Raw genomic sequence first — 19376 nt, 5'->3', positions numbered from 1 at the left:
AAGTTAAGAAAATGTCTGTATCTAGTGATCATGGCCTGGGGCGTGCGAGAGGATGGACGGATGACGACGCAGCGAGACGAGGACGCCGTCCGCCGGTACGTCGAGAGCCTGGGCCTCGTGCTGTCGCAGATCGGGATGCAGCGCATGGCCGCCCGCGTCTTCGCGGCACTGATGACGACCGACGAAGGTCAGCTCACGGCCGCCGATCTGGCGTCGCAGCTGTCGGTGAGCCCCGCGGCTGTGTCCGGTGCCGTGCGGTACCTGGAGCAGGTGGGGCTCGTGACGAAGATTCGCGAGCCGGGCGAACGCCGTGACCACTACCGGCTGTATGACGACCTCTGGTACGCGACTTTCCTGAAGCGCGACCGGTTCCTGATGATGTGGCGCGACGCGGCCGAGGAGGGTATCGACGCGCTGGGCGCGGACACGCCGGCCGGCAAGCGGCTGGCGGAGATGCAGGACTTCCTGTCGTTCGCGCTGAAAGAGATCACGAACCTCTACGACCGGTGGCACGAGGAGCGGGCGAAGCGGCGGGCCGCCGAAGCCTGACGGTTCACCGGAGCCCGGCGATCAGGGTCTTCGCCAAGCGGGCGGCGACGGCGGTGCCGCTGTCGGTGTCTTCGAAGGAGTCCAGGAAGGCCTGCTGGAAGCATGCGCCGAGCAGCAGGCGCGCGGCCGCGCCGAGGTCGGCGTGGGCGGGGATGCGGCCGAGCTCGGCTTCGGCCCGCAGGTATGTCTCCACCAGGACGATCGGCTGGTCGGGGCCGTGGCCGGTGTCGAGCGCGGCGCGGTGGGTGCGCAGCAGGTCGCGTGAAGAGAAGATCGAGACGGAGATCGGGAAGCTCGCGCGGTAGAACTCGAGCGCGGTGCCGGCGAGCTCGGTCAGGTTTTGTTCCAGCGACGCGTCGGCGGCGTGGCGCGTCAGGTGCGCGGCCGTGGCGCCCAGCGCCGGCAGCTCCTCGCTCAGCACGGCGAGGAACAACGCTGTCTTGTCGCGGAAGTGCTTGTACAGCAGGGCTTCCGAATACCCCGCGGCCTGCGCGATGGCCTTCGTGGTCGCGTGCGCGTAGCCCTGCTCGCGCATGACCTTGGCGGCTGCGGCGACGAGGTCCTGACGGCTTCCCAACGGTGCTCCCTGAGGACGTTCTCAGCGTGGTGAGTGTTCACTCACCCTACCTGGTGAGTGAACACTCACCCCTGGGCGGGAGGAGTCGCCATGAAAATCACCGTTCTCGGCGCGAGTGGACGGATCGGCACGCTGGCCGTGCGGGAGGCGCTGGCGCGGGGCTCGCACGTGACGGCCGTGGTCCGGTCGCCCGAGCGGCTGCACGTCGCGAGTCACCCACAGCTGGACGTCGCGGTTTTCGAGCTGGACGATCCTTCGCTGGGTTCGGCGGTGGAGGGACGCGACGCGATCGTCCTGGCGCTCGGGGCGCGCGACCGGCGGCCGACCACGGTGAACGCCGACGGTGCGCGGGCCGTGATCGCGGCGGCGGGCACCGCGCGGTTCGTCGCGGTGAGCGCGATCGGCCTGACGACCGAGGGCGACGACCCGTTCACGCGGTTGGTGGTCAAACCCATCCTGGGTGCGGTGCTGCGCAACGGTTTCGACGATCTGCGCGTGATGGAGTCGGTGATCCGGGCCAGTGCCATGAAGTGGACGATCGTGCGGCCGCCTCGGCTCACCGATGGTCCGGCCACGGGCCGCGTGCGCTTCAGCAAGCACGGCGCGGTGCGGGGCGGCTTCGTCATTTCGCGCGCCGACGTTGCGACGTTCCTGCTCGACGCGGCGGAGGATACGGCGTTGATCGGGGAGACCGTCGGGATCGCGCGCGGTTGAGGGCGAGTTGTCCACAACTCGCTCTGCCTGTGGGCAACTCGGCTTCGGGCGCCGGAACCGTCGGTGATCGTGTTTAAGGTCGGTGGCATGGTCCTCCTCCGGTTCTTCCTGTTCGCCGCGCTGGCCCCGGTCCTCGCGGTGCAAGCGCTGCGCGTTCGTCGCGGCACCCCGCGCCTGCCCGGCGCCGGCGGCCCCGCCGAGGGGATCACCGGCGAGGGTCCCGTGGTCCGGGTCGCCGTGCTGGGGGAGTCCACCGTGGACGGCGTCGGCGTGGCCGCGCACGCCGACGGGCTCACCGGGCAGCTCGCGAACGAGCTCGCCCGCCGCGGTCTGCGGGTGCGCTGGCAAGCAGTGGGCCTGACGGGGGCGACTGCCGCGGTGGTCCGGCGTTCGCTGGTCGCGCGGCTGGCGCCGGCTGACGTTGTGGTGGTCGCGCTGGGGGTGAACGACACCCTCGAGCTGCACTCGGCCGCGCGGTTCCGGCGCGACCTGCTCGGGGTGGTCGTCGACGTGCGGCGGCGGCTGGGGCCGGTGCCGGTGGTCCTGGCCGGGGTGCCGCCGATGGCGAGCTTCCCGTCGTTGCCGCGGCCGCTGCGGGACGCGCTGTCCGCGCGCTCGACGGCGTTGGACACGGCGGCGGCCGAGCTCGCGCGGCTGCCGGGCGTCACGTACTCGGCGATGACACCCGACCTGCTGCACGAGGGCACGTTCGCCGAGGACCGCTTCCACCCGGGGCCGGTCGGGTACCGCGACTGGGCCGCGGCGTTGGCGCCCGCGGTGGTTGCCGGCCTACCGGTGGTCACGGTCGGTCCGCATCCGAGAGAGCCGCGCCAGCCCATCTGACCAGCGGAGACGAAGAGTTCCCAGAAATCTTTGCTCTCCGTGTATCTGGGTGGACCCTGGTTGCGTCCTATGGGGCAGCCGAGGGAAAAGGGAGACCCCAATGCCTGCCGAATCCACCGAAGAACCCACGCCGACCACGGTGCCGCCGGTCACCACCGGCGAGCCGCCCCACGGCGGCGGCACCACGACGCAGCCCGATGGCTCTTTCGACCCGTACGACGAGCCGACCACCTCGAAGTAGCGAGACCGGGCGGCGCCCGGGGGCCGAGGGGGCTGCCGGACGCCGTCTGCCGGGCGGGTTCAGGGGAGGACCCGTCCGGACGGGTCCGATGGGGAGCGGACCCGTGGAAGAGGGAGGGGAGCGCCGGCCGGTGCGGGTGCACGCTCGCGCCGGTCGGTGCACAAAGTCGCCTTGCCGGGCCGGCTCACGGGGGAGCCGGTCACCGGATCGGTCCCTGGGCGGGGCCGGGGTGGTTGCCGGTCCGGTGCACCACGCCGGATCAGGTGATCAACCGGGCCGGAGGACCAGACCGGTCCACGACGAGCCGGTCCGCCACCGCGGACCACGAGGACAAGAACCTGCACACCACGCCGGCTCACCGCGAGACCACGTGACCAACGACCGGCCCTCCGAGTCCGGGCGATCGAGGACCGACCCGCGAGGTCGGGTCGCGGACAACCGAACAGCGGGGACGGGGACGAGGACCGGCACACCGAGCCGGCTACGGAGTCCGGAGGACCGAGGACCGACCCGTCAGGTCGGGTCGCGGACAACTGAACTGCGCGGACGAGGACCGGCACACCGAGCCGGCTACCGAGTCCGCGCGACCGAGGGCCGACCTACCAGGTCGGGCCATGGACAACCGAACCGCGACGGACTGGCCTCTACCGGGCCGGCCCACCGCAGCAGGACCGCGTCGAGGAGGGCCGACCGACCAGGCCGGCCCGCACCCGACCGGACCGCCGAGAACCCGACCCTGCGCCACCGATCCACCGCACCGATCAGCACTGATCAGCACTGATCAGCACTGATCAGCACCGATCCACCAACGACCCACCACACCGGCCCTCCACCCGAGTAAGTGACCCGATGTATCCCAGCCCTTCCTGCCTGCTCCTTCCCCGAGAAGGCCCCCGAGACAGACCCACCACACCGCCGCCGAACCCAACGCGCCTCGCGAGCGAGGCAGATACGGTGACCGACGTGCAAACCACCGAGGTAGACCCGCCATGGGAAGGCCTGACCGGCGTCGACCTGCACGCTGCCTGCATGGAGGCGGCGCGGGCCGGTGACCGGCGGGCGATGGCGAAACTCGTCGAGGAGCTGACGCCGCTCGTCTGGCACGTCGCGCGCGCGAACGGGCTGAACCGCCAGGTCGCCGAAGACGTCGTGCAGACGGTGTGGCTCGCTCTGTTCAGCCAGCTGGAGAAGCTGCGCGATCCGCGCGCGCTGGCCGCGTGGCTGATCACCACCGCGAGACGCGAAGCAGCCCACCCGTACGGGCGCCGCGTCCAGCCGGTGCCGTTGAGCGACGAGGTCGCCGAGAACCTCGAAAGCACTCACCCCGCGCCGGAGGACGAAGCGGTGCGCGCCGACAACGACCGACGGGTCTGGCGCGCCTTCCTCCGGCTGCCCACTCGCTGCCAGGAACTGCTTCGCCTCACCGTGCTCGCCGGCCGCGCCGAATACCAGGCGGTGGCCGAAGCGATGCGGATGCCGCGCGGCAGCATCGGACCCACCAGGGGTCGTTGCCTCGACACGATGCGCGATCTCCTCGCAGGAGAAGGGGGTGGCCGATGAACGACATCGGCGCGCCGGGAAGTGGCAGCGCTCTGCCTGACGACGAGACGCTGCTCGCCGACCTAGGTCGTTTCCTCGACGAACTGGACCCGCCACCGGACGATCTGGTGCAGCGGGTCCAATTCGCGCTCGAACTGGAGAACCTCGACGTCGAGGTCGCGCGGTGGGAGCGTGCCGGCGAGCTCGCCGGCGTCCGCAGCACGGCCACGGGCACGATCACGTTCACCGTCAGCGACCTGACAGTGATGGTCAACCTGACCCGCGTCGGCAAGCTGCACCGGATCGACGGCTGGCTCGCGCCCGCCGGCGGGTACCAGGTGGAGGTTCGCGTCGCCGACGAGGGCACGTTCGCCACCGTCGCCGACGAGGGTGGCCGGTTCGTGCTCGAGAACGTGCCGTGCGGGACCACGCAGATCCTGGTGCACCTCGGTGAGGGGCCGCGGCGCCGGACTGTCGTGACTCCCACGGTCGTGCTCTAGAACCCGGACGGGCGTTACGGCGTGTCGCTGGAGTGTGCTCAGATAGAAGGTGTGTCAGAGCAGTTGTCAGCCCTCGATCGAGTGATCGCGGCGGCGGCTGATTTGTACACCCGAGGTCGCGCCGCGGCCGCCGATCATCGGCCCGGCCTAGCGATCCGGCTGTTCCGGCACACGCTCAGCCGGCTCGCTCGCGCGCCCGAACCGGTGCCCGACGTCCTCGAGCTGCGCACCAGGGTGCTCATCAGCCTGGCCTCGGCCGAAGCGGAGGTCACGTCGACCCGGGCGGGCCTGGCGCACCTCGAGGTCGCCGAAGACGTGCGATTGCGGCTTCCGCCAGGGGCGTTGCGGAGCTCACTGCGGCTGATCATCAGCCTGCAGCGCGCCGTCATCGTCATGCGCGCGGGCCGCTTCGCCGACGCGCGGGCCCTCTACGACCTGGTGCTGCCGTCCATCGAGTCCGAAGTGGATGATGGGTTCGTGCTGCTCGTACGGACGCTGAACAACCGCGCCCTCGTGCACATGGCGATGAACAAGCCGGACCTCGCGCACGGTGACCTGAGCCGCGCGCTTGCCCTCGCGGTCGAGCACGGTCTCACCTTGCTCGAGGCGAAGATCCGGCAGAACCTCGGCGACCACGCCCAGCTCGTCGGCGACGTGCCCGAGGCACTGCGCAACTACGAAGAGGCTGCGCGGCTGCTCGGCACGGTCGCGCCCGGGGCGCTGATGGTCGTGCGGCTCGACCAAGCGCGGGCGCTGCTCACCGCGGGCCTCGGCGAGGAAGCGGCACGTCACCTCGACGAAGCGTTGCCCGAGCTGCGCGCGAACGGCTCGGGCCAGTACGTCGCTGAAGCCGAAGTCGCCCGCGCAGCCGCCGCGTTGCTGGAAGGTGACTTCGCGCTGGCGCGCAAGTTCGCGTCCGCCGCGCGGCGCCGGTTCCTGCGCCGTGGCAACACGAGGTGGGCCGAGATCGCCGGCCTCGCCCGGTTCCGCGCCGACGCGCACAAGATCCTCAGCACGCGGGGCGCCCGGTCGACGCCGCGGCTGCCCGCCGAGCTCGTGGCGCTGGCTGAACGCCTGTCGGAGCTCGGGGTGCGCGATGAGGCGGCCGTCGCGCGGCTGCTCGCCGTCCGGCTCCTGTTGCGGCGTCAGGAAATCGACGAGGCCGCGAAGGTGCTGGCCCGGGTGCCGAAGCCGCGTGAGACGACGCCGATCGACCACCGGATGCTGTTCCGGCTGTGCCGCGCGGAGCTGGCCGTGGCCACGGGCCGGCCGCGGTCCGCGCTCGCGCAGGCGCGCGCCGGGCTTCGTGAGCTGGGCATGATCCGCGACCGCATGGGCGGGCTCGACCTGGTGTGCGGCACGGCCGTGCACGGCGAAGAGCTGGGCCGGCTCGCGATGCAGCTCGTGTTGCGCCGCGCCCGCAACAACGCCGCGGGCGCCCGCCGGATGTTCGCGTGGCTGGAGCGCACGCGGGCACAGGTCTACCGCTACGAACCGTTGCCGGTGATCGAGGATCCGGCGCTGTCGAAGCACATCACCGAGATGCGGCACCTGCAGCGCACCATCCAGCGCGCCCGCGCCGAGGGCGAGCCCGTGAAGGCGCTGGAGCAGCGCTACTCTGCGCTGCAGCACGAGGCGAGCCGACTCGGCTGGCACACGAGCCCGTGGGGCCGGCCGCGGCCGGTCGCGACGCCGGACGAGGTCGTGGCGCAGCTCGGCGACCGCGTGCTCGTGAGCCTGGTGCCCTACAACGGGCAGCTGTACTCAGTGGTCGTCGACCGCGGCTCGTTCCGGCTGCTGAAACTCGGGCCGTACCACGACATCGTGGAGACGGCGAAGCAGCTGCACGCCGACCTCGACGCGTTGGCGCCCGATCACCTGCCCCCGATGCTTGCCGAGACCGTGGCGGCTTCCGCCGTCCAACGCGCGGACAAGCTCGACGCGCTGATCTCCGCGTCGCTGGTCAAGACCCTCGACGACCGCGAGCTCGTGATCGTCCCGATCGGCCAGCTCTACGCGATGCCGTGGGGCGCGCTGCCGTCGCTGCGTGGCCACGCGGTGTCCATCGCGCCGTCGGCCACCGCGTGGATCACCGCCAAACGCGCCACCGACGCCGGCGCCGTGCTGCTCGCGGGCGGCCCCGGTGTGCCCGGCGCGGTCGGCGAGGTGAGCAAACTCCGCTCGGTCTACCCGGACGCCCGCCTCGTCGACGGCTCCGGTGCCACCAGCTCCGCCGTCCTCGCCGCCCTCGACGGCACCCGCCTGGCCCACCTCGTCGCCCACGGCGCCCACGAGCCGGCCAACGCGTTGTTCTCCCGCCTCGAACTCGTCGACGGCCCGTTGTTCGCCCACGAGACCTCGCGCCTCGCGAACCCGCCCGAACGCGTCGTCCTCGCGGCCTGCGAGCTCGCCATGAGCCACATCCGCCCGGGCGAGGAAGCCCTCGGCTTCGCCGGCACGCTGCTGGCGAGCGGTTCCCGCACGGTCATCGGCGCCGTCGCCCGCGTCGGCGACCGCGCGGCGGCGGACACGATGTCGGACCTGCACCAGCGGCTGTCCGACGGCACGCCGCCCGCGCTGGCGTTGGCGGAGGCGATCGCCGTGGACCCGCTGCGGCGGCCGTTCGTGTGCCTGGGTGCGGGCTGACGAGCTAGCCCACGAAGTCCGCCAGCGGCACCGGCGTCAGACCGTCCTTCTTTGCCTGCGCGAGGAAAGCTTCGTAGTCTTCCTTGAACGTCTTGCGGAAATGCATGAGCACGATGTCGCCGGGTCGCAACTTGTCGCCGACCTGGAACTGGACGTGGCCGTCGTTCACGGCGGCGGACCACAGCACCGCGACCCGCATGCCGCAGAGCTGGGCGGCGTGCAGGGTGTTCTGGTCGTAGTTGCCGAACGGTGGGCGGAACAACACGGGCCGCACGCCGAGCTCGTGCTCGAAGTCGTCGGCGTCGTCACAGATCTGCTTTTGCTGGTAGGCCAGCGGTTTTCCCTTGAGGTTGGGGTGGTCGACGGTGTGGTCGCCCAGCGTCGCGCCCGTCGAGTCCAAAATGGACTTGAAGTAGGCTTCGTGGCCCTTGACGTAGCGCTGGTTCAGGAACAGCACCGGGTGCCCGCCCGACTGCTGGATCAGCCCGGGTGCCGAAGGATCCCTGACGGCGCCGTCGTCCATGGTGATGAACACGTACGGCTTGGTGGTGGTGATGCGGCGAACCACGCCGACCTTGCCGTCGGCGATGGCGGGTGCCTTCTGCTGCACCGTGCCGAACGCGTACGGCCCCGGCGGAGCCGCCGGGTGCACCGCGCCCGGCGCGGGGTTCGGCTGGCTGGGCGGCGGCGCGACAACCGGTGCCGGGGCGGAACAAGCCGCCACCACGAACAACCCGGCCACCACAGCACCCAGCTTCGTCACGCGCTTCACACGAGGGGAGACGTCGCGACCGTGGCCGGAGTTGAACCGCTGTGGCCCAGCACACCCGGGTCAGCGCCCGGAGTCGGCCGCTTTGACCAGTTGTGCCGACAGGATCCGGATCGCCCTGCGGAGCGCGGCGGCGGCGAAAGCTCCGGTTCCGGGCACGGACTCGCTGAACGAACCCGTCCAGCGCAGGTCCGTGCCGCCCGCGGTGTTGGGGGTGAAGAACACTTCGGCGCGGTAGTCGCGCACGGGCCCGGAGCCGTCGAACGTGTAGACGTGGCGCCGGTCGGGCTCGTACTCCACTGTCTTCTCCCGCAGCAGCACCGGCCACAGTCCCACTTCGCGGACGGCGCCGACGCCGTTGGGATCGTCGTCACCCCGCCGCGCCCAGCGCGCCTGCACGATCAGCGGCCGGCCCCACGTCGACCACAGCGGACCCTCGGTTTCCAGGCGGAACAGGACTTCCGGCGGCGCCGTGCTCACGCGGTTGACCTCGAACGAGTACGTACGGCCCGGCATCGTCGGCCCCTTCCGTCTTGTTGACAGGGTGATAATTGACCCGAGGCGCTCAGCGTAGGTCAAGATGGGTGCGTGAGCCGCCCCGACTTCGCCGCGCCGCACTGGCTGGTCCAGCTCCTCCGCTCGAAACCGGTCCCGGTGCCGTGGAACATGGTCGCCCGCGCCGTCGTCGCGCTCGCCACGCCACTGGCCGTCGCGTATGCGGCCGGGGACATCGGCGTGGGCGCCCTGGTCTCCACCGGCGCGCTGCCCGCCGTGTTGTCCGAGGCCGCCGGGCCGTACCGCTACCGCGCCCGCCGGCTGGGCGGCGCGACGTTCGCGGCGGCCGGCGGCTACCTCGTCGGCCTGCTCACGGGCGGGATGCCGGCGTGGTCGATCCCGGCGATCGTGGTGATCGCGGCCGTGTCGGCGCTGATCAGCGCGGGCGGCAGCAACGCGTCGGTGGCGGCGCTGCAGATGTTCGTCTTCTGCGTGCTCGGCACCGCGCAGCACGCGACGGGCCTGAAGGTCGAAGAGCTGTTCGGCTACTTCTGCCTCGGCGCGGCCTGGAGCCTGTTCGTGGCGCTGGTGACGTGGACGGTCCGCGGCACGAGCCCCGAACGCACCGCTGTCGCGCAGGTCTACATCGAGCTCGCGGCGATGCTGTCGGCCACAAACGAGCCGACCTCGCGCGTCGCCCGAAACCAGCTCACCACGGCGATGAGCACCGCCTACGACCGGCTGCTCACCGCGCGCTCGTGGCTCTCGGGCCGCGACGCCACCTACCGTCAGCTGCTGAACCTGCTGTCCGCCACCACACCGGCCGTCGAGGCGTCCGTGGCGATGGTCAACGCCGGGCACCGGCCGCCGCCCGAGGTCATCGACTACCTCACGCGCGTGGCCGCGTCGGTGCTCGCGACGCAGCCGCCACCCGAGCCGCCGCCGGTCCCCGAGGACGACCTCAACCCGGTGGAGTCCGCGCTCTACGCCGGTCTCGCGCGCATCGAGAAGGGTGACGACCGGCAGCGCCGCAAGCCCGCGTCGCCGTGGCAGCGCTTCCGCGAATGGCTCGGTTCGCTCGCTTCGGGGCCCTACACGTGGCTGGCTGCCCTGCGGCTCACGGTGTGCGTGGCGGTGGCCGAGGTCGTGGCGCTGCTGGTGCCGTTCGAGCGCTCGTACTGGATCACACTGACGGTCGGCGTCGTGCTGAAACCCGACTTCGGCTCGGTCTTCGGCCGCGCGCTGCTCCGTGGCACGGGGACGATCGCGGGCGTCGGCATCGGCGCCGTCGTGCTCGCGATCGGCGCGCGCGGCTGGGTGCTGGTGGCGCTGATCGCCCTGTTCGCGGGCGGTGCCGCGATCGGGAAGGTGCGCAACTACGGCATGCTCGGCACCTTCGTGACGCCGCTGATCATCCTGCAGATGGACCTCGCCCAGACGGGCAGCTGGTCGGTCGTCCTCGCGCGGTTGCTGGACACCGTCACCGGCTGCGTGATCGTGCTGCTGATCGGCTACCTGCTCTGGCCCGGCTCCCGCCGCCCCCGGGTCGGCGGCCGGCTGGCGGACAGCTTCGACACGGTCGCGGCTTACGTCCGGGCGGCCTTGGTCCTCAACTCGACGCCCGAAGCGCGGCTGGCCCGTTCCCGCTCCCGCCGCGCCGCCTACCGCGCTCTCGCGGACCTGCGCACGGCGTTCCAGCAGGTGATCGTGGAGCCCTCACCCGCGGGCCGGCACGCCGTGGCCTGGTGGCCGGTGATCGCCGGGCTCGAACGCGTGACGGACGCCGTCACCGAGGTCTCCGTGACGCTCGGCCGCGGCGTACCGGCCCCGTCGCCCGCGGAGATCACGCTGGTCACCGACGCGCTGGCCGAGCTCGCGGCGGCCGTGCGCGAGCAACGTGAGCCGGAGTCCGTGCCCTTGCCGGACAGCGCCCAGCTCGCCGGCGTCGTCGACCAGCTCGGCTCGACGTTCGACGCGGTGCGCGGCCCGGACCTCGTGGAAACCACCCCGCTGCGGCTGGTGCGCCGGTTCCTGCCCTACCACCGGCGCACCTGACCGGCCGCTACTGCTGCGGCGGCTGCTGACCCTCGCCGGGGTTGCCGTTGCCGGGCTTGTCGTTGCCGGCGAGCTTTCCGAGGAAGCCCTTGGCCTTCTCGACGCCGCCGTCGATCTGCGAGTCGTGGCCACTCGTCTTGGACTTGGCGAACCCGGCCGCCTTGTCGAGGCCCTGCTCGATCTTGTCGCTGTTGTCGCGCAGCGCCTCGGTGGCTTTGTTCTTGAGCTCGTCGAAGTTGATGCCCATGTTCGCTCCCCAATCCCGGAGTTGAGACGCCCTCATCGTCACACAACGGACGCCCCCGGCAACTCCGGCGAATTCCCTGGGTTAGGTGACTTCGCCGCCGGCCACGCCGTCGTCGAGGGCGGTGATCCGGCCCCCGCGCTCGCCCAACCCGATCAGCGCGTCGCGGGCGTCCGGGGCGGAGAGCGTGATGCGCACGCCCGAGCGGGCGGCGTCGTGGGCGGTGGAGTAGGCCAGCGCGCCGTCGTGGCCGGCTTTGATGGTGGCGGCGAGGCCGCCGGTGGAGGCGAGGGAGCCGCGAGCGGCGCCGAGGCGGCCGAGGGCCTCGTCGACGATGGGCAGCAGCGCGTCGCGGTTGCCTTCGGTCATGGCGCGGACCAGTTCGGGGCTGGAGCCGGCCACGCGGGTGCCGTCGCGGTAGGAGCCGGCGGCCAGGGACATCGCGAGCGGGCCGCCCTGGGCGCCGATGGTCGCCAGGATGGCGGCGAACAGGTGGGGCAGGTGCGAGATCCGCGCGACGGTCTCGTCGTGCGAGTCGGCGGGCAGCGGCACCGCGAACGCGCCCACGTCGAGCACCAGCCGGGTCACCTCGGCCCAGGCCAGCAGGTCGGTGTCCTCCTCGACGCCGACGACCCAGGCCGCGCCCTCGAACAGCGAGGCGTTGCCCGCGAGCCAGCCCGACTCGGCGGTGCCCGCCATCGGGTGCCCGCCGACGTAACGCGTGTATGGCGCGCGCCGGCGCACGGCGTCGAGCATCGGGCCCTTCACGCTCACCACGTCGGTGAGCACGCAGTGCGGCGCGTGTTGCGCGACCAGCCGCAACAGGTTCTCGACGGCCGGCAGCGGCACGGCGAGCACGATCAGCGCCTCGGCTGTCGCCGCGCGGTGCAGGGCCGCCTCCACGTCGGTGGTCACGTCGTAGCCGGCGCGGCTGGCGGCGTCGGCGTCCACTTCGGACACCGCGGCGCCCCACGTGGTCCTGCCGCTGGCCACGCTCGCGCGCAGCAGCGACCCGCCGATGAGCCCGAGCCCGATCACGCACACATCTCGCACGGGCCTCATCCTGCCAGTGGCCGCAACCCGGCTACAGCGTGGCCGCCAGGCGCGTGCCCTGGTCGATGGCGCGTTTCGCGTCGAGCTCGGCCGCCACGTCGGCCCCGCCGATGAGGTGCACCGGCGTCGAACCCAGCGCGCCCGCCAGGTCCCGCACGGGCTCCTGACCGGCGCAGACCACCACCGTGTCCACCTCGAGCAGCCGTGTTTTCCCGTCGACGGTCACGTGCAGCCCGGCGTCGTCCACCCGCTCGTATGTGACGCCGGAGATCTGCTCCACGCCCTTCGCCTTCAGCGCGGCCCGGTGCACCCAGCCCGAAGTCTTGCCCAGCGCCGCCCCGATCGGCGTCTTCTTGCGTTGCAGCAGGTAGGCGGTCCGCGGCGACGGCGAAGGCCGCGCCACCCCGAGCCCACCCGGGGCGAGCTCGGGGTCCGTGACACCCCACTCCGCCATCCACTCGTCGCGATCCGGAGAGGTCGACGACGTGAGGAACTCGCTCACGTCCACCCCGATCCCGCCGGCCCCGATCACGGCGACCCGCGACCCGACCGGCGCGCCGCCCCGCACGACGTCCACGTAGGACACGACCTTCGGATGATCGATCCCCTCCAGCGCCGGCACCCGCGGCACGACGCCCGTGGCCAGCACGACCTCGTCGAACCCGGTCAGATCCGACGCCGAGGCCCGCCGCGAAAGGTGCACCTTCACCCCCGTTACCTCCAGCCGCCGCGCGTAGTAGCGGATGGTCTCGGCGAACTCCTCCTTGCCCGGGATCCGCCGCGCGATGCCGAACTGGCCGCCGATCTCGCCCGCCGCCTCGAACAGCTCGACGCGGTGGCCACGCTCGCCCAGCGCCGTCGCCGCCGCGAGCCCGGCCGGCCCGGCGCCGACCACGGCCACGTGCTTCACGCGCCGAGCCGGCGACAGCACCAACGTCGTCTCGTGCCCGGCGCGCGGGTTGACCAGGCACGACACGGGTTTGCGGCTGAACGCGTGGTCGAGGCAGGCCTGGTTGCACGCGATGCAGGTGTTGATCTCGTCGTCTCGGCCCTCCGAAGCCTTGCGGACCCACGACGGGTCAGCGAGGAACGGCCGCGCCAGCGACACGAGGTCCGCGTCGCCGCGCGCCAGGACTTCTTCGGCGACCTGCGGCATGTTGATGCGGTTCGACGTCACGACCGGGATCGACACGTGCGGTTTGAGCTTCCCGGTCACCCACGTGAACGCGGCGCGCGGCACCGACGTCACGATCGTCGGCACGCGGGCCTCGTGCCAGCCGATGCCGGTGTTGATGATCGTCGCGCCCGCGGCCTCGACCTCGCGGGCCAGCGCCACGACGTCGTCCCAGCTCTGCCCGCCTTCGACGAGGTCGAGCATCGAGAGCCGGTAGATGATGATGAAGTCCGGGCCCACCTTTTCGCGCGTGCGCCGCACGATCTCCACGGCGAACCGGCGGCGCTTCTCCGCCGAGCCGCCCCAGCTGTCGGTGCGCTTGTTGGTGCGCTCGGCCAGAAACTGGTTGATCAGGTACCCTTCCGAGCCCATGATCTCGACACCGTCGTACCCCGCCTCACGGGCGAGCGCGGCGCAGTCGGCGAACGCGCGGATCGTCCGCCGGATGCCGTAGCCGGTCAGCGCACGCGGGCGGAACGGGTTGATCGGCGCCTTGCGGCTCGACGCCGAGACGCTCAACGGGTTGTAGGAGTAGCGGCCCGCGTGCAGGATCTGCAGCGCGATCTTGCCGCCGGCCTCGTGCACGGGCGCGGTGAGCTGCTGGTGTTCCTTCGCTTCCGCCGTTGTCGAAAGCTTCGACGCGAACGGCAGCAGCCAGCCCGTGCGGTTCGGCGCGAACCCACCCGTGACGATCAGGCCGACGCCGCCGCGGGCGCGCTCGGCGTAGTACTCGGCGAGCTGCGGGAAGTGGGCCGCGCGGTCTTCGAGGCCGGTGTGCATCGAGCCCATGAGCACGCGGTTGCGCAGGGTCGTGAAGCCGAGGTCGAGCGGTCGCAGGAGGTGGGGGTAGGGCGTCATCGGGCGTCCTTCTCGTCTTGGAGAGCGGTGAGGACTTCGTCGAACCACTCGACCTGGCCCTCTTCGGCCCGGATTCCGCCGCGCAGCACGAGGTACTGGTGCAGTGCGCGGCCGTGCAGCTCGGCGGGGGCAGGGAAGTCGCGTTTCTCGATCTGGCGGTAGGCGTCGAGGCGTTCGGCGTGGGCGGCTCGGTGCCGGCGGAGCTCCTCGGCGACGGCGTGCTCGTTCCCGAACGACGCCCCGCGCAGCTTCACGGCCAGCTCCTGCGGCCCGGCCGCCGCGTTGGGCTCCGCGAGCCACCGCCGCAGCTCGGCGCGCCCGTTTTCGCTGACGGTGTGCACCTTCTTGTCGGGCCGCCCGTCCTGCGTGACGGTCTCGACGGCCACCCAGCCGGCGTCGGCCATCCGCTTGAGCACGCGGTAGATCTGCTGGTGGGTGGCGCTCCAGAACAGGCCGATGGACTTCTCGAAGCGGCGCGCGAGCTCGTAGCCAGAACCCGAGCGTTCGGACAGCGAGACGAGGATCGCGTGCTCCAGTGCCATGTCGCTCAGAGTTCTATGCAACTAGGTGCAGTGCAACCCAGTGCAACGCAGGTCACCCGGCAGGGTGGGGCAAATCGGGTCGACGAATGGCGTGAACCGACCAGGATGGACACCGTGCACCCGGTTCTGGAACTGATCAACGAGCGGCTGGCGTCGGGCAGCGTGCCGGGGGAGCGGAGTGACGACCGCCGCCTCGTGCTCGCGATCGAAGGGGGCAGCAGCCGCGGTACGTACTCGAGCGGCATGGTCCTGGCCTTGGACGAGATGGGCGCGACGCCCGCGTTCGACGCGGTCTACGGCTCGTCCGCCGGCGCTCTGAACGCCGCGTGGCTGCTCTGCGGACGCTCGCAGACGGGCGTGCGCACCTGGTGGAACCCCACCGTGATGCGCCGGATCATCAACCCGCTCCAAGCTCTGCGCGGCAAGTCCGTGATCGACCTGGACTACCTCGTGCACCAGGTGTATTCGGTGCTGGAGCCCATGGACTTCCCGGCGATCCTCGCCAACCCCGTCACGTTCCACCCCTTGGCGACCGACGCGGACACCGGCGAGTCCACCGACCTGCACCCGTTCATCTCCGAGGTCGCCGACATCAAAACCGCCCTGGCGGCCTCGTCGTGCATGCCCGTCCTCGCCGGGCCGCCCATCGCGATGGGCGGCCGTCGTTTTGTCGACGCGGGAGTCGCGGAGCCGTTGCCCTTTCGGACGGCTCTGGCTCAAGGGGCGACGGACGTGCTGGTCTTGCGCACCCGCCGGTCGGACGAGGTACCGGCCCCGCCGCCCCGGGTGCAGGACGTCGTGGTGCCCCGGTTCCTGCGCCGCCACGCCCCGGGCACGATCACCGCCTGGCGCGAGCAGTACGCCCACGACCTGGAAGACGAACACCTGCTGCGCGAGGACCCACGGCTGGCGACCATCCGCCCACCCGCCGGCTCCCCGGCCGTCGGGGCGCTGGAACGCGACCCCGCCGTGCTGCGGCGGGCGGTGGAGCTGGGCCGGGAAGCGGTGTACAGCGCGTTGGAACAGTTGAGGGAAGCTTCCTGAAGCTCAGCGCCGCCGCGACCGCCGCCGCACACGCTCGATGCGCTCCTCGGCGGCTTCGGGCGTGGTCATCCCCTTCCGCGCCCGGCGCGCGAGGCGATAGACGACGTCGTCGGCCAGTGGAGCGTCACGGAACTTCCGCCAGCCCTTGGTGAACCACTGCGACTTGTTGACGCCGAGCCGCTCGTCCGCCTGCTCGGCGGCTTCGAGGTCGACGGGGCCGGTCGCCGAGTGCGTCACCAGGCGGTCGTGGCGCCGGTCGGCGCTGTTGGACCCGCGCTTGTTGCGGCGGATGTTCTTGCGTGAGCTCTTGTCGTTCTCGCCGTAGTTGTTGCGCCGGTTTAGCTCAGGGCCTTCTTCTCCTGCGGGCTCTTGCGCGCCGTCACCTCAGGCCGCCACGACGTGGTTCGCCCTTGACTGCACCACAACCCGTTGCGCACCCAGCGAAACCGCCAGGTACAGCAGGATCGAAGCACTCCCCAGGCCCTTCGCCGGGCTGTTCGCGTCGATCACGAAGTCCAGTCCGATGTGGATGGCGATGGCGGCCACCCACAGGGCCACGGTCAGCCAGGTGCCCTGGCGCCAGAGTTGTCCGTCGGCGCGCCAGAGGCGCACGGTGTAGGCGCGGACGAGGCCGAAGAGCGCCGCGACGATCAGGCTGCCGATGAGCAGCAGCACGGCGGGCGTGCCCGGGGTGCCGCCCTTGAAGAAGGACGCGAGGGAGACCACGCCGAGCACGGCGAGGATGAGCAGGACGGTCGGTTTGCGGTCTTCGCGCACGAGGCGTTTCTGCGTCTGTCGCCAACACAGCCGCGCCAGCACGACGAGTCCGATGAGGATGTTGACGGTGTTGCTCACGGTGGTCCCCTCCAGGCCGAACCCAAGGTGAGCACCAGCTTGGCGGGCGGCGGGCCGGGAAACGTCAAACCCAGGGTTGATCCCGGGTCGGTTTCACCCCGCCGAGGCCGCGTAAACCGGTCAGAGCGACGGTTTCCGCGCCACCCCGCCGATCACGCGCGACTCCGAAGGCGCCTTGGCGAACACGGTGTTGCGGTCCGGGTGCCACGCCGGCGCGTAGACGAGGCCGGGCTCCAGCAGTGGCCACCCGCCGAAGAACCGGGAGAACTCCGCCATGGTCCGCAGAACGCCGGGGTTGGTCGTGGACTCGTAGTACTCCAGCAGGTCGGCCAGCGCCTGGCGTTCGTCGTCGTCCACGGGGTTCTCGTTGGTCATCTGCGAGAGCACCAGCAGAGAACCGGGCGCCACGCGGTCGCGGTAGAAGGACAGGATGGCGTCGGGGTCCTGGTCGTCCTTGATGAAGTGCAGCACCGCGTTCACGATCAGCGCGACGGGCTCGCGCACGTCGATGACGTCGGAGTCCATCACGCGGTCCCACAGCTCTTCCGGCTGCAGCAGGTCGGCGGCCACGGCCTCGTGGCGCTCCGGGTCGGCGGTCTCGTCGAGCAGGATCCGCGAGTGCGCGAGTGCCACGGGCTCGTTGTCGGTGTAAAGCACGTTGACGTCGTGCTCGGGGCGCTCCTCGTCGGCGACCTCGTGCACGTTGCCGGCCGTCGGCAGACCCGAACCGATGTCGATGAACTGCCGGATGCCGGCGCGCACGCACTGGCGCACGGCGCGGCCGAGGAACTGCCGGCTGGTCAGGCAGTAGTCGCCCATGAGCGGCAGCCGCGCGCGCACCTTTTCGGCGAACTCGCGGTCGATGGCGTAGTTCGTGTGACCGCCGATGAAGTAGTCGTAGATCCGGGCCGCGGACGGCCGGTCGATGCTGCCTTCGACAGCGCGCAGGGCTTCGTCGTTTTCGATCATCGCCGTCCTCACCGCTCGATTCGCGCCCATGCTAACCACGGCGCGGAACACGCGGATCAGTTCGGGGTGATGGCGTCCCGATAGGCGTTCACGGATTCCGTCAACTGGTCCATCGAAGTGCGCAGCCGGACGATCGTGTCGAGGTCGAAGCCCAGTGCGCGGCCGATGTGCGGCGGGATCCGCTCGGCCTGTTCGCGCAGCGCCTGGCCTTGGTCGGTGAGCGTGATGCGCACGGAGCGCTCGTCGTCGGCCTGCCGCTCGCGCGTGACGAGGCCGGCTTTCTCCAGGCGCTTCAACAGCGGCGACAACGTGCCCGAGTCGAGGTTCAGCGCGGCGCCGAGCTCCTTGACCTGCTGGGCGTCGTGCTCCCACAGCGCCAGCATCACGAGGTACTGCGGGTACGTGAGGTCGAGCGGCTCGAGCAGTGCCCGGTAGAGCGACGTGACGGCGCGCGACGCGGAGTAGAGCCCGAAGCAGAGCTGGTCGTCGAGCAGGAGCGAGCCCGTCTCACCGGGATCCTGGCTGGTCATGGGTACCTCCTCTGCAAGGTGTAACTCTCGATGATCCCCGAATTGTGCCCAACAGGCAACTCAAGTGCCTTACATCTCATTGTACTCAGCTTAGTTGTGCGCAACTAAGTTGTGTACTAGTTTCATGAGGGTCAGCAACGGACACCGCCTGGAGGAGACCCGAGATGACCACCCCGAACCCGCAGAACCTCGCCCTCGAACCCGCAGCGCAGGCGTTTTCCGAGGCCACGGCCGCGCCCCGTTCCTGTTCGAGCTCCCGCCGGCCGAAGGCCGCAAGGCTGTCGACGGCGTGCAGGACGGCCCCGTCGAGATGCCGCCCGCCGACATCGAGGTCGTCCAGGTGCCGGGTGGCCCGAACGGCGACGTCGAGGTCCGCATCGTCAAGCCCCAGGGCGTGACCGGTCCCCTGCCGATCCTCGTTTACGTCCACGGCGCCGGCTGGGTCTTCGGCGGCTTCCACACCCACGAGCGCCTGGTCCGCGAGCTCGCTGCCGGCACCGGCGCGGCCGTGGTCTTCCCCGAGTACAGCCTTTCGCCCGAAGCTCGCTACCCCGTCGCGATCGAGGAGAACTACGCGGTCGCGAAGTGGGCCGTCGAGCACGGCGCCGAGAAGGGGCTCGACACCTCCCGTGTCGCCATCGCGGGTGACTCCGTGGGCGGGAACATGACCGCCGCCCTCACGATCATGGCCAAGCAGCGCGGCGACGTGCGCTTCCTGCAGCAGGTGCTCTTCTACCCGGTCACCGACGCCAACTTCGACACCGAGTCCTACCGCCTGTTCGCCACGGGCTACTTCCTCCAGCGCGACGCCATGAAGTGGTTCTGGGACCAGTACACGACCGACGAGGCCCAGCGCGCCGAGATCACCGCGTCGCCGCTGCGCGCGGCGCTCGCGGACCTGGCGGACCTGCCGCCGGCGCTCGTGATCACCGGCGAAGCCGACGTGCTTCGCGACGAGGGCGAGGCGTACGCGGCGAAGCTGCGCCAGGCGGGCGTCGCCGTGACGGCCGCGCGCTACGGCGGCGCCATCCACGACTTCGTGATGGTCAACGCGCTGCGCGAGACCCTGGCCGCCGACGCCGCGATCAAGCAGGCGATCAGCGTCCTGCGTACCGCGTTCGGGGCCTGAAACCGCAGCTGAGACGCCCGGCGGGCTACCCTCTTGATCTTGTGACAGCG

At 71.1% G+C, this 19376-nt stretch carries 20 protein-coding genes and 1 pseudogene; 10 read left to right on the top strand and 11 right to left on the bottom strand.

Features of this window, described 5'->3' with window-relative positions:
- Positions 1-60 precede the first annotated feature (60 nt).
- Positions 61-549: a GbsR/MarR family transcriptional regulator gene (locus QRX50_RS06185; protein WP_285970996.1), complete on the top strand. Its 489-nt coding sequence runs from the start codon at positions 61-63 to the stop codon at positions 547-549.
- A 4-nt stretch (positions 550-553) separates the two neighbouring features.
- Here QRX50_RS06185 and QRX50_RS06180 read toward each other — a convergent pair whose 3' ends face one another.
- A complete protein-coding gene (locus tag QRX50_RS06180; RefSeq protein ID WP_285970995.1) occupies positions 554-1126 on the bottom strand; it encodes a TetR/AcrR family transcriptional regulator in 573 nt (190 codons plus the stop codon).
- A 90-nt stretch (positions 1127-1216) separates the two neighbouring features.
- On the opposite strand from QRX50_RS06180, the gene QRX50_RS06175 reads away from it, so the two are divergent.
- The 6 genes from QRX50_RS06175 (at position 1217) to QRX50_RS06150 (ending at position 7609) form a co-directional block, all read left to right on the top strand.
- Positions 1217-1840 (top strand): NAD(P)-dependent oxidoreductase, encoded by a 624-nt coding sequence (locus QRX50_RS06175; protein ID WP_285970994.1) that lies wholly within the window; start codon positions 1217-1219, stop codon positions 1838-1840.
- An 87-nt stretch (positions 1841-1927) separates the two neighbouring features.
- Positions 1928-2683, top strand: coding sequence for an SGNH/GDSL hydrolase family protein (locus QRX50_RS06170; RefSeq protein WP_285970993.1), 756 nt, complete (start codon positions 1928-1930; stop codon positions 2681-2683).
- Positions 2684-2783: 100 nt separating this feature from the next.
- Entirely contained in the window at positions 2784-2924 is a 141-nt protein-coding gene (locus QRX50_RS06165; RefSeq protein ID WP_285970992.1) for a hypothetical protein, read from the top strand.
- 954 nt (positions 2925-3878) lie between these two features.
- The gene (locus tag QRX50_RS06160) at positions 3879-4484 is read left to right on the top strand and encodes an RNA polymerase sigma factor (RefSeq protein WP_285970991.1); all 606 of its coding nucleotides are present in this window, start codon (positions 3879-3881) and stop codon (positions 4482-4484) included.
- Entirely contained in the window at positions 4481-4963 is a 483-nt protein-coding gene (locus QRX50_RS06155; protein WP_285970990.1) for a carboxypeptidase regulatory-like domain-containing protein, read from the top strand. Before QRX50_RS06160 ends, QRX50_RS06155 begins: the two co-directional genes overlap by 4 nt.
- A 63-nt stretch (positions 4964-5026) precedes the next feature.
- A complete protein-coding gene (locus tag QRX50_RS06150) occupies positions 5027-7609 on the top strand; it encodes a CHAT domain-containing protein (RefSeq protein WP_285970989.1) in 2583 nt (860 codons plus the stop codon).
- A gap of 4 nt (positions 7610-7613) precedes the next feature.
- Here the strand turns inward: QRX50_RS06150 and QRX50_RS06145 are convergent, their stop codons facing one another.
- The gene (locus QRX50_RS06145) at positions 7614-8372 is read right to left on the bottom strand and encodes a polysaccharide deacetylase family protein (RefSeq protein WP_434533242.1); all 759 of its coding nucleotides are present in this window, start codon (positions 8370-8372) and stop codon (positions 7614-7616) included.
- Between the two features lie 69 nt (positions 8373-8441).
- Positions 8442-8894, bottom strand: a complete 453-nt coding sequence (locus tag QRX50_RS06140) for an SRPBCC family protein (protein WP_285970988.1) — start codon at positions 8892-8894, stop codon at positions 8442-8444.
- Between the two features lie 72 nt (positions 8895-8966).
- On the opposite strand from QRX50_RS06140, the gene QRX50_RS06135 reads away from it, so the two are divergent.
- Positions 8967-10928 (top strand): FUSC family protein, encoded by a 1962-nt coding sequence (locus QRX50_RS06135; RefSeq protein ID WP_285970987.1) that lies wholly within the window; start codon positions 8967-8969, stop codon positions 10926-10928.
- Between the two features lie 7 nt (positions 10929-10935).
- On the opposite strand, the gene QRX50_RS06130 is transcribed toward QRX50_RS06135, so the two are convergent.
- The 4 genes from QRX50_RS06130 to QRX50_RS06115 form a co-directional block, all read right to left on the bottom strand.
- Positions 10936-11175 (bottom strand): antitoxin, encoded by a 240-nt coding sequence (locus tag QRX50_RS06130; protein ID WP_285970986.1) that lies wholly within the window; start codon positions 11173-11175, stop codon positions 10936-10938.
- A gap of 81 nt (positions 11176-11256) precedes the next feature.
- Positions 11257-12210, bottom strand: a complete 954-nt coding sequence (locus QRX50_RS06125) for a prephenate dehydrogenase (protein WP_285974370.1) — start codon at positions 12208-12210, stop codon at positions 11257-11259.
- Positions 12211-12256: 46 nt separating this feature from the next.
- Positions 12257-14257 carry an NADPH-dependent 2,4-dienoyl-CoA reductase gene (locus QRX50_RS06120; protein ID WP_285970985.1) on the bottom strand — a complete coding sequence of 667 codons (2001 nt, stop codon included), beginning with the start codon at positions 14255-14257 and terminating at the stop codon, positions 12257-12259.
- Positions 14254-14799 carry a PadR family transcriptional regulator gene (locus QRX50_RS06115; RefSeq protein WP_285970984.1) on the bottom strand — a complete coding sequence of 182 codons (546 nt, stop codon included), beginning with the start codon at positions 14797-14799 and terminating at the stop codon, positions 14254-14256. Before QRX50_RS06115 ends, QRX50_RS06120 begins: the two co-directional genes overlap by 4 nt.
- A gap of 105 nt (positions 14800-14904) precedes the next feature.
- On the opposite strand from QRX50_RS06115, the gene QRX50_RS06110 reads away from it, so the two are divergent.
- A complete protein-coding gene (locus QRX50_RS06110; protein WP_285970983.1) occupies positions 14905-15843 on the top strand; it encodes a patatin-like phospholipase family protein in 939 nt (312 codons plus the stop codon).
- A gap of 3 nt (positions 15844-15846) precedes the next feature.
- Here the strand turns inward: QRX50_RS06110 and QRX50_RS06105 are convergent, their stop codons facing one another.
- The 4 genes from QRX50_RS06105 to QRX50_RS06090 all read right to left on the bottom strand — a co-directional run bounded on the left by QRX50_RS06105 (position 15847) and on the right by QRX50_RS06090 (position 18197).
- Positions 15847-16080, bottom strand: coding sequence for a hypothetical protein (locus tag QRX50_RS06105; protein ID WP_285970982.1), 234 nt, complete (start codon positions 16078-16080; stop codon positions 15847-15849).
- Between the two features lie 147 nt (positions 16081-16227).
- Entirely contained in the window at positions 16228-16698 is a 471-nt protein-coding gene (locus QRX50_RS06100) for a hypothetical protein (RefSeq protein WP_285970981.1), read from the bottom strand.
- Between the two features lie 120 nt (positions 16699-16818).
- Entirely contained in the window at positions 16819-17667 is an 849-nt protein-coding gene (locus tag QRX50_RS06095; RefSeq protein ID WP_285970980.1) for an SAM-dependent methyltransferase, read from the bottom strand.
- A 56-nt stretch (positions 17668-17723) separates the two neighbouring features.
- Positions 17724-18197 (bottom strand): MarR family winged helix-turn-helix transcriptional regulator, encoded by a 474-nt coding sequence (locus tag QRX50_RS06090; RefSeq protein WP_285970979.1) that lies wholly within the window; start codon positions 18195-18197, stop codon positions 17724-17726.
- A gap of 164 nt (positions 18198-18361) precedes the next feature.
- On the opposite strand from QRX50_RS06090, the pseudogene QRX50_RS06085 reads away from it, so the two are divergent.
- A pseudogene (locus tag QRX50_RS06085) lies at positions 18362-19326 on the top strand (alpha/beta hydrolase).
- The last annotated feature ends 50 nt before the right edge of the window (positions 19327-19376 follow it).

Source organism: Amycolatopsis sp. 2-15 (assembly GCF_030285625.1).
Taxonomy (GTDB): domain Bacteria; phylum Actinomycetota; class Actinomycetes; order Mycobacteriales; family Pseudonocardiaceae; genus Amycolatopsis; species Amycolatopsis carbonis.
Note: the sequence above shows the minus strand (reverse complement) of the source record. Positions and strands in the feature narration are given on the sequence as shown.

Coding starts and splice junctions, on each gene's coding strand:
- QRX50_RS06185 (WP_285970996.1), top strand. CDS start 61: ATGACGACGCAGCGAGACGAGGACGCCGTCCGCCGGTACGTCGAGAGC.
- QRX50_RS06175 (WP_285970994.1), top strand. CDS start 1,217: ATGAAAATCACCGTTCTCGGCGCGAGTGGACGGATCGGCACGCTGGCC.
- QRX50_RS06170 (WP_285970993.1), top strand. CDS start 1,928: ATGGTCCTCCTCCGGTTCTTCCTGTTCGCCGCGCTGGCCCCGGTCCTC.
- QRX50_RS06165 (WP_285970992.1), top strand. CDS start 2,784: ATGCCTGCCGAATCCACCGAAGAACCCACGCCGACCACGGTGCCGCCG.
- QRX50_RS06155 (WP_285970990.1), top strand. CDS start 4,481: ATGAACGACATCGGCGCGCCGGGAAGTGGCAGCGCTCTGCCTGACGAC.
- QRX50_RS06140 (WP_285970988.1), bottom strand. CDS start 8,894: ATGCCGGGCCGTACGTACTCGTTCGAGGTCAACCGCGTGAGCACGGCG.
- QRX50_RS06130 (WP_285970986.1), bottom strand. CDS start 11,175: ATGGGCATCAACTTCGACGAGCTCAAGAACAAAGCCACCGAGGCGCTG.
- QRX50_RS06120 (WP_285970985.1), bottom strand. CDS start 14,257: ATGACGCCCTACCCCCACCTCCTGCGACCGCTCGACCTCGGCTTCACG.
- QRX50_RS06115 (WP_285970984.1), bottom strand. CDS start 14,799: ATGGCACTGGAGCACGCGATCCTCGTCTCGCTGTCCGAACGCTCGGGT.
- QRX50_RS06110 (WP_285970983.1), top strand. CDS start 14,905: ATGGACACCGTGCACCCGGTTCTGGAACTGATCAACGAGCGGCTGGCG.
- QRX50_RS06095 (WP_285970980.1), bottom strand. CDS start 17,667: ATGATCGAAAACGACGAAGCCCTGCGCGCTGTCGAAGGCAGCATCGAC.
- QRX50_RS06090 (WP_285970979.1), bottom strand. CDS start 18,197: ATGACCAGCCAGGATCCCGGTGAGACGGGCTCGCTCCTGCTCGACGAC.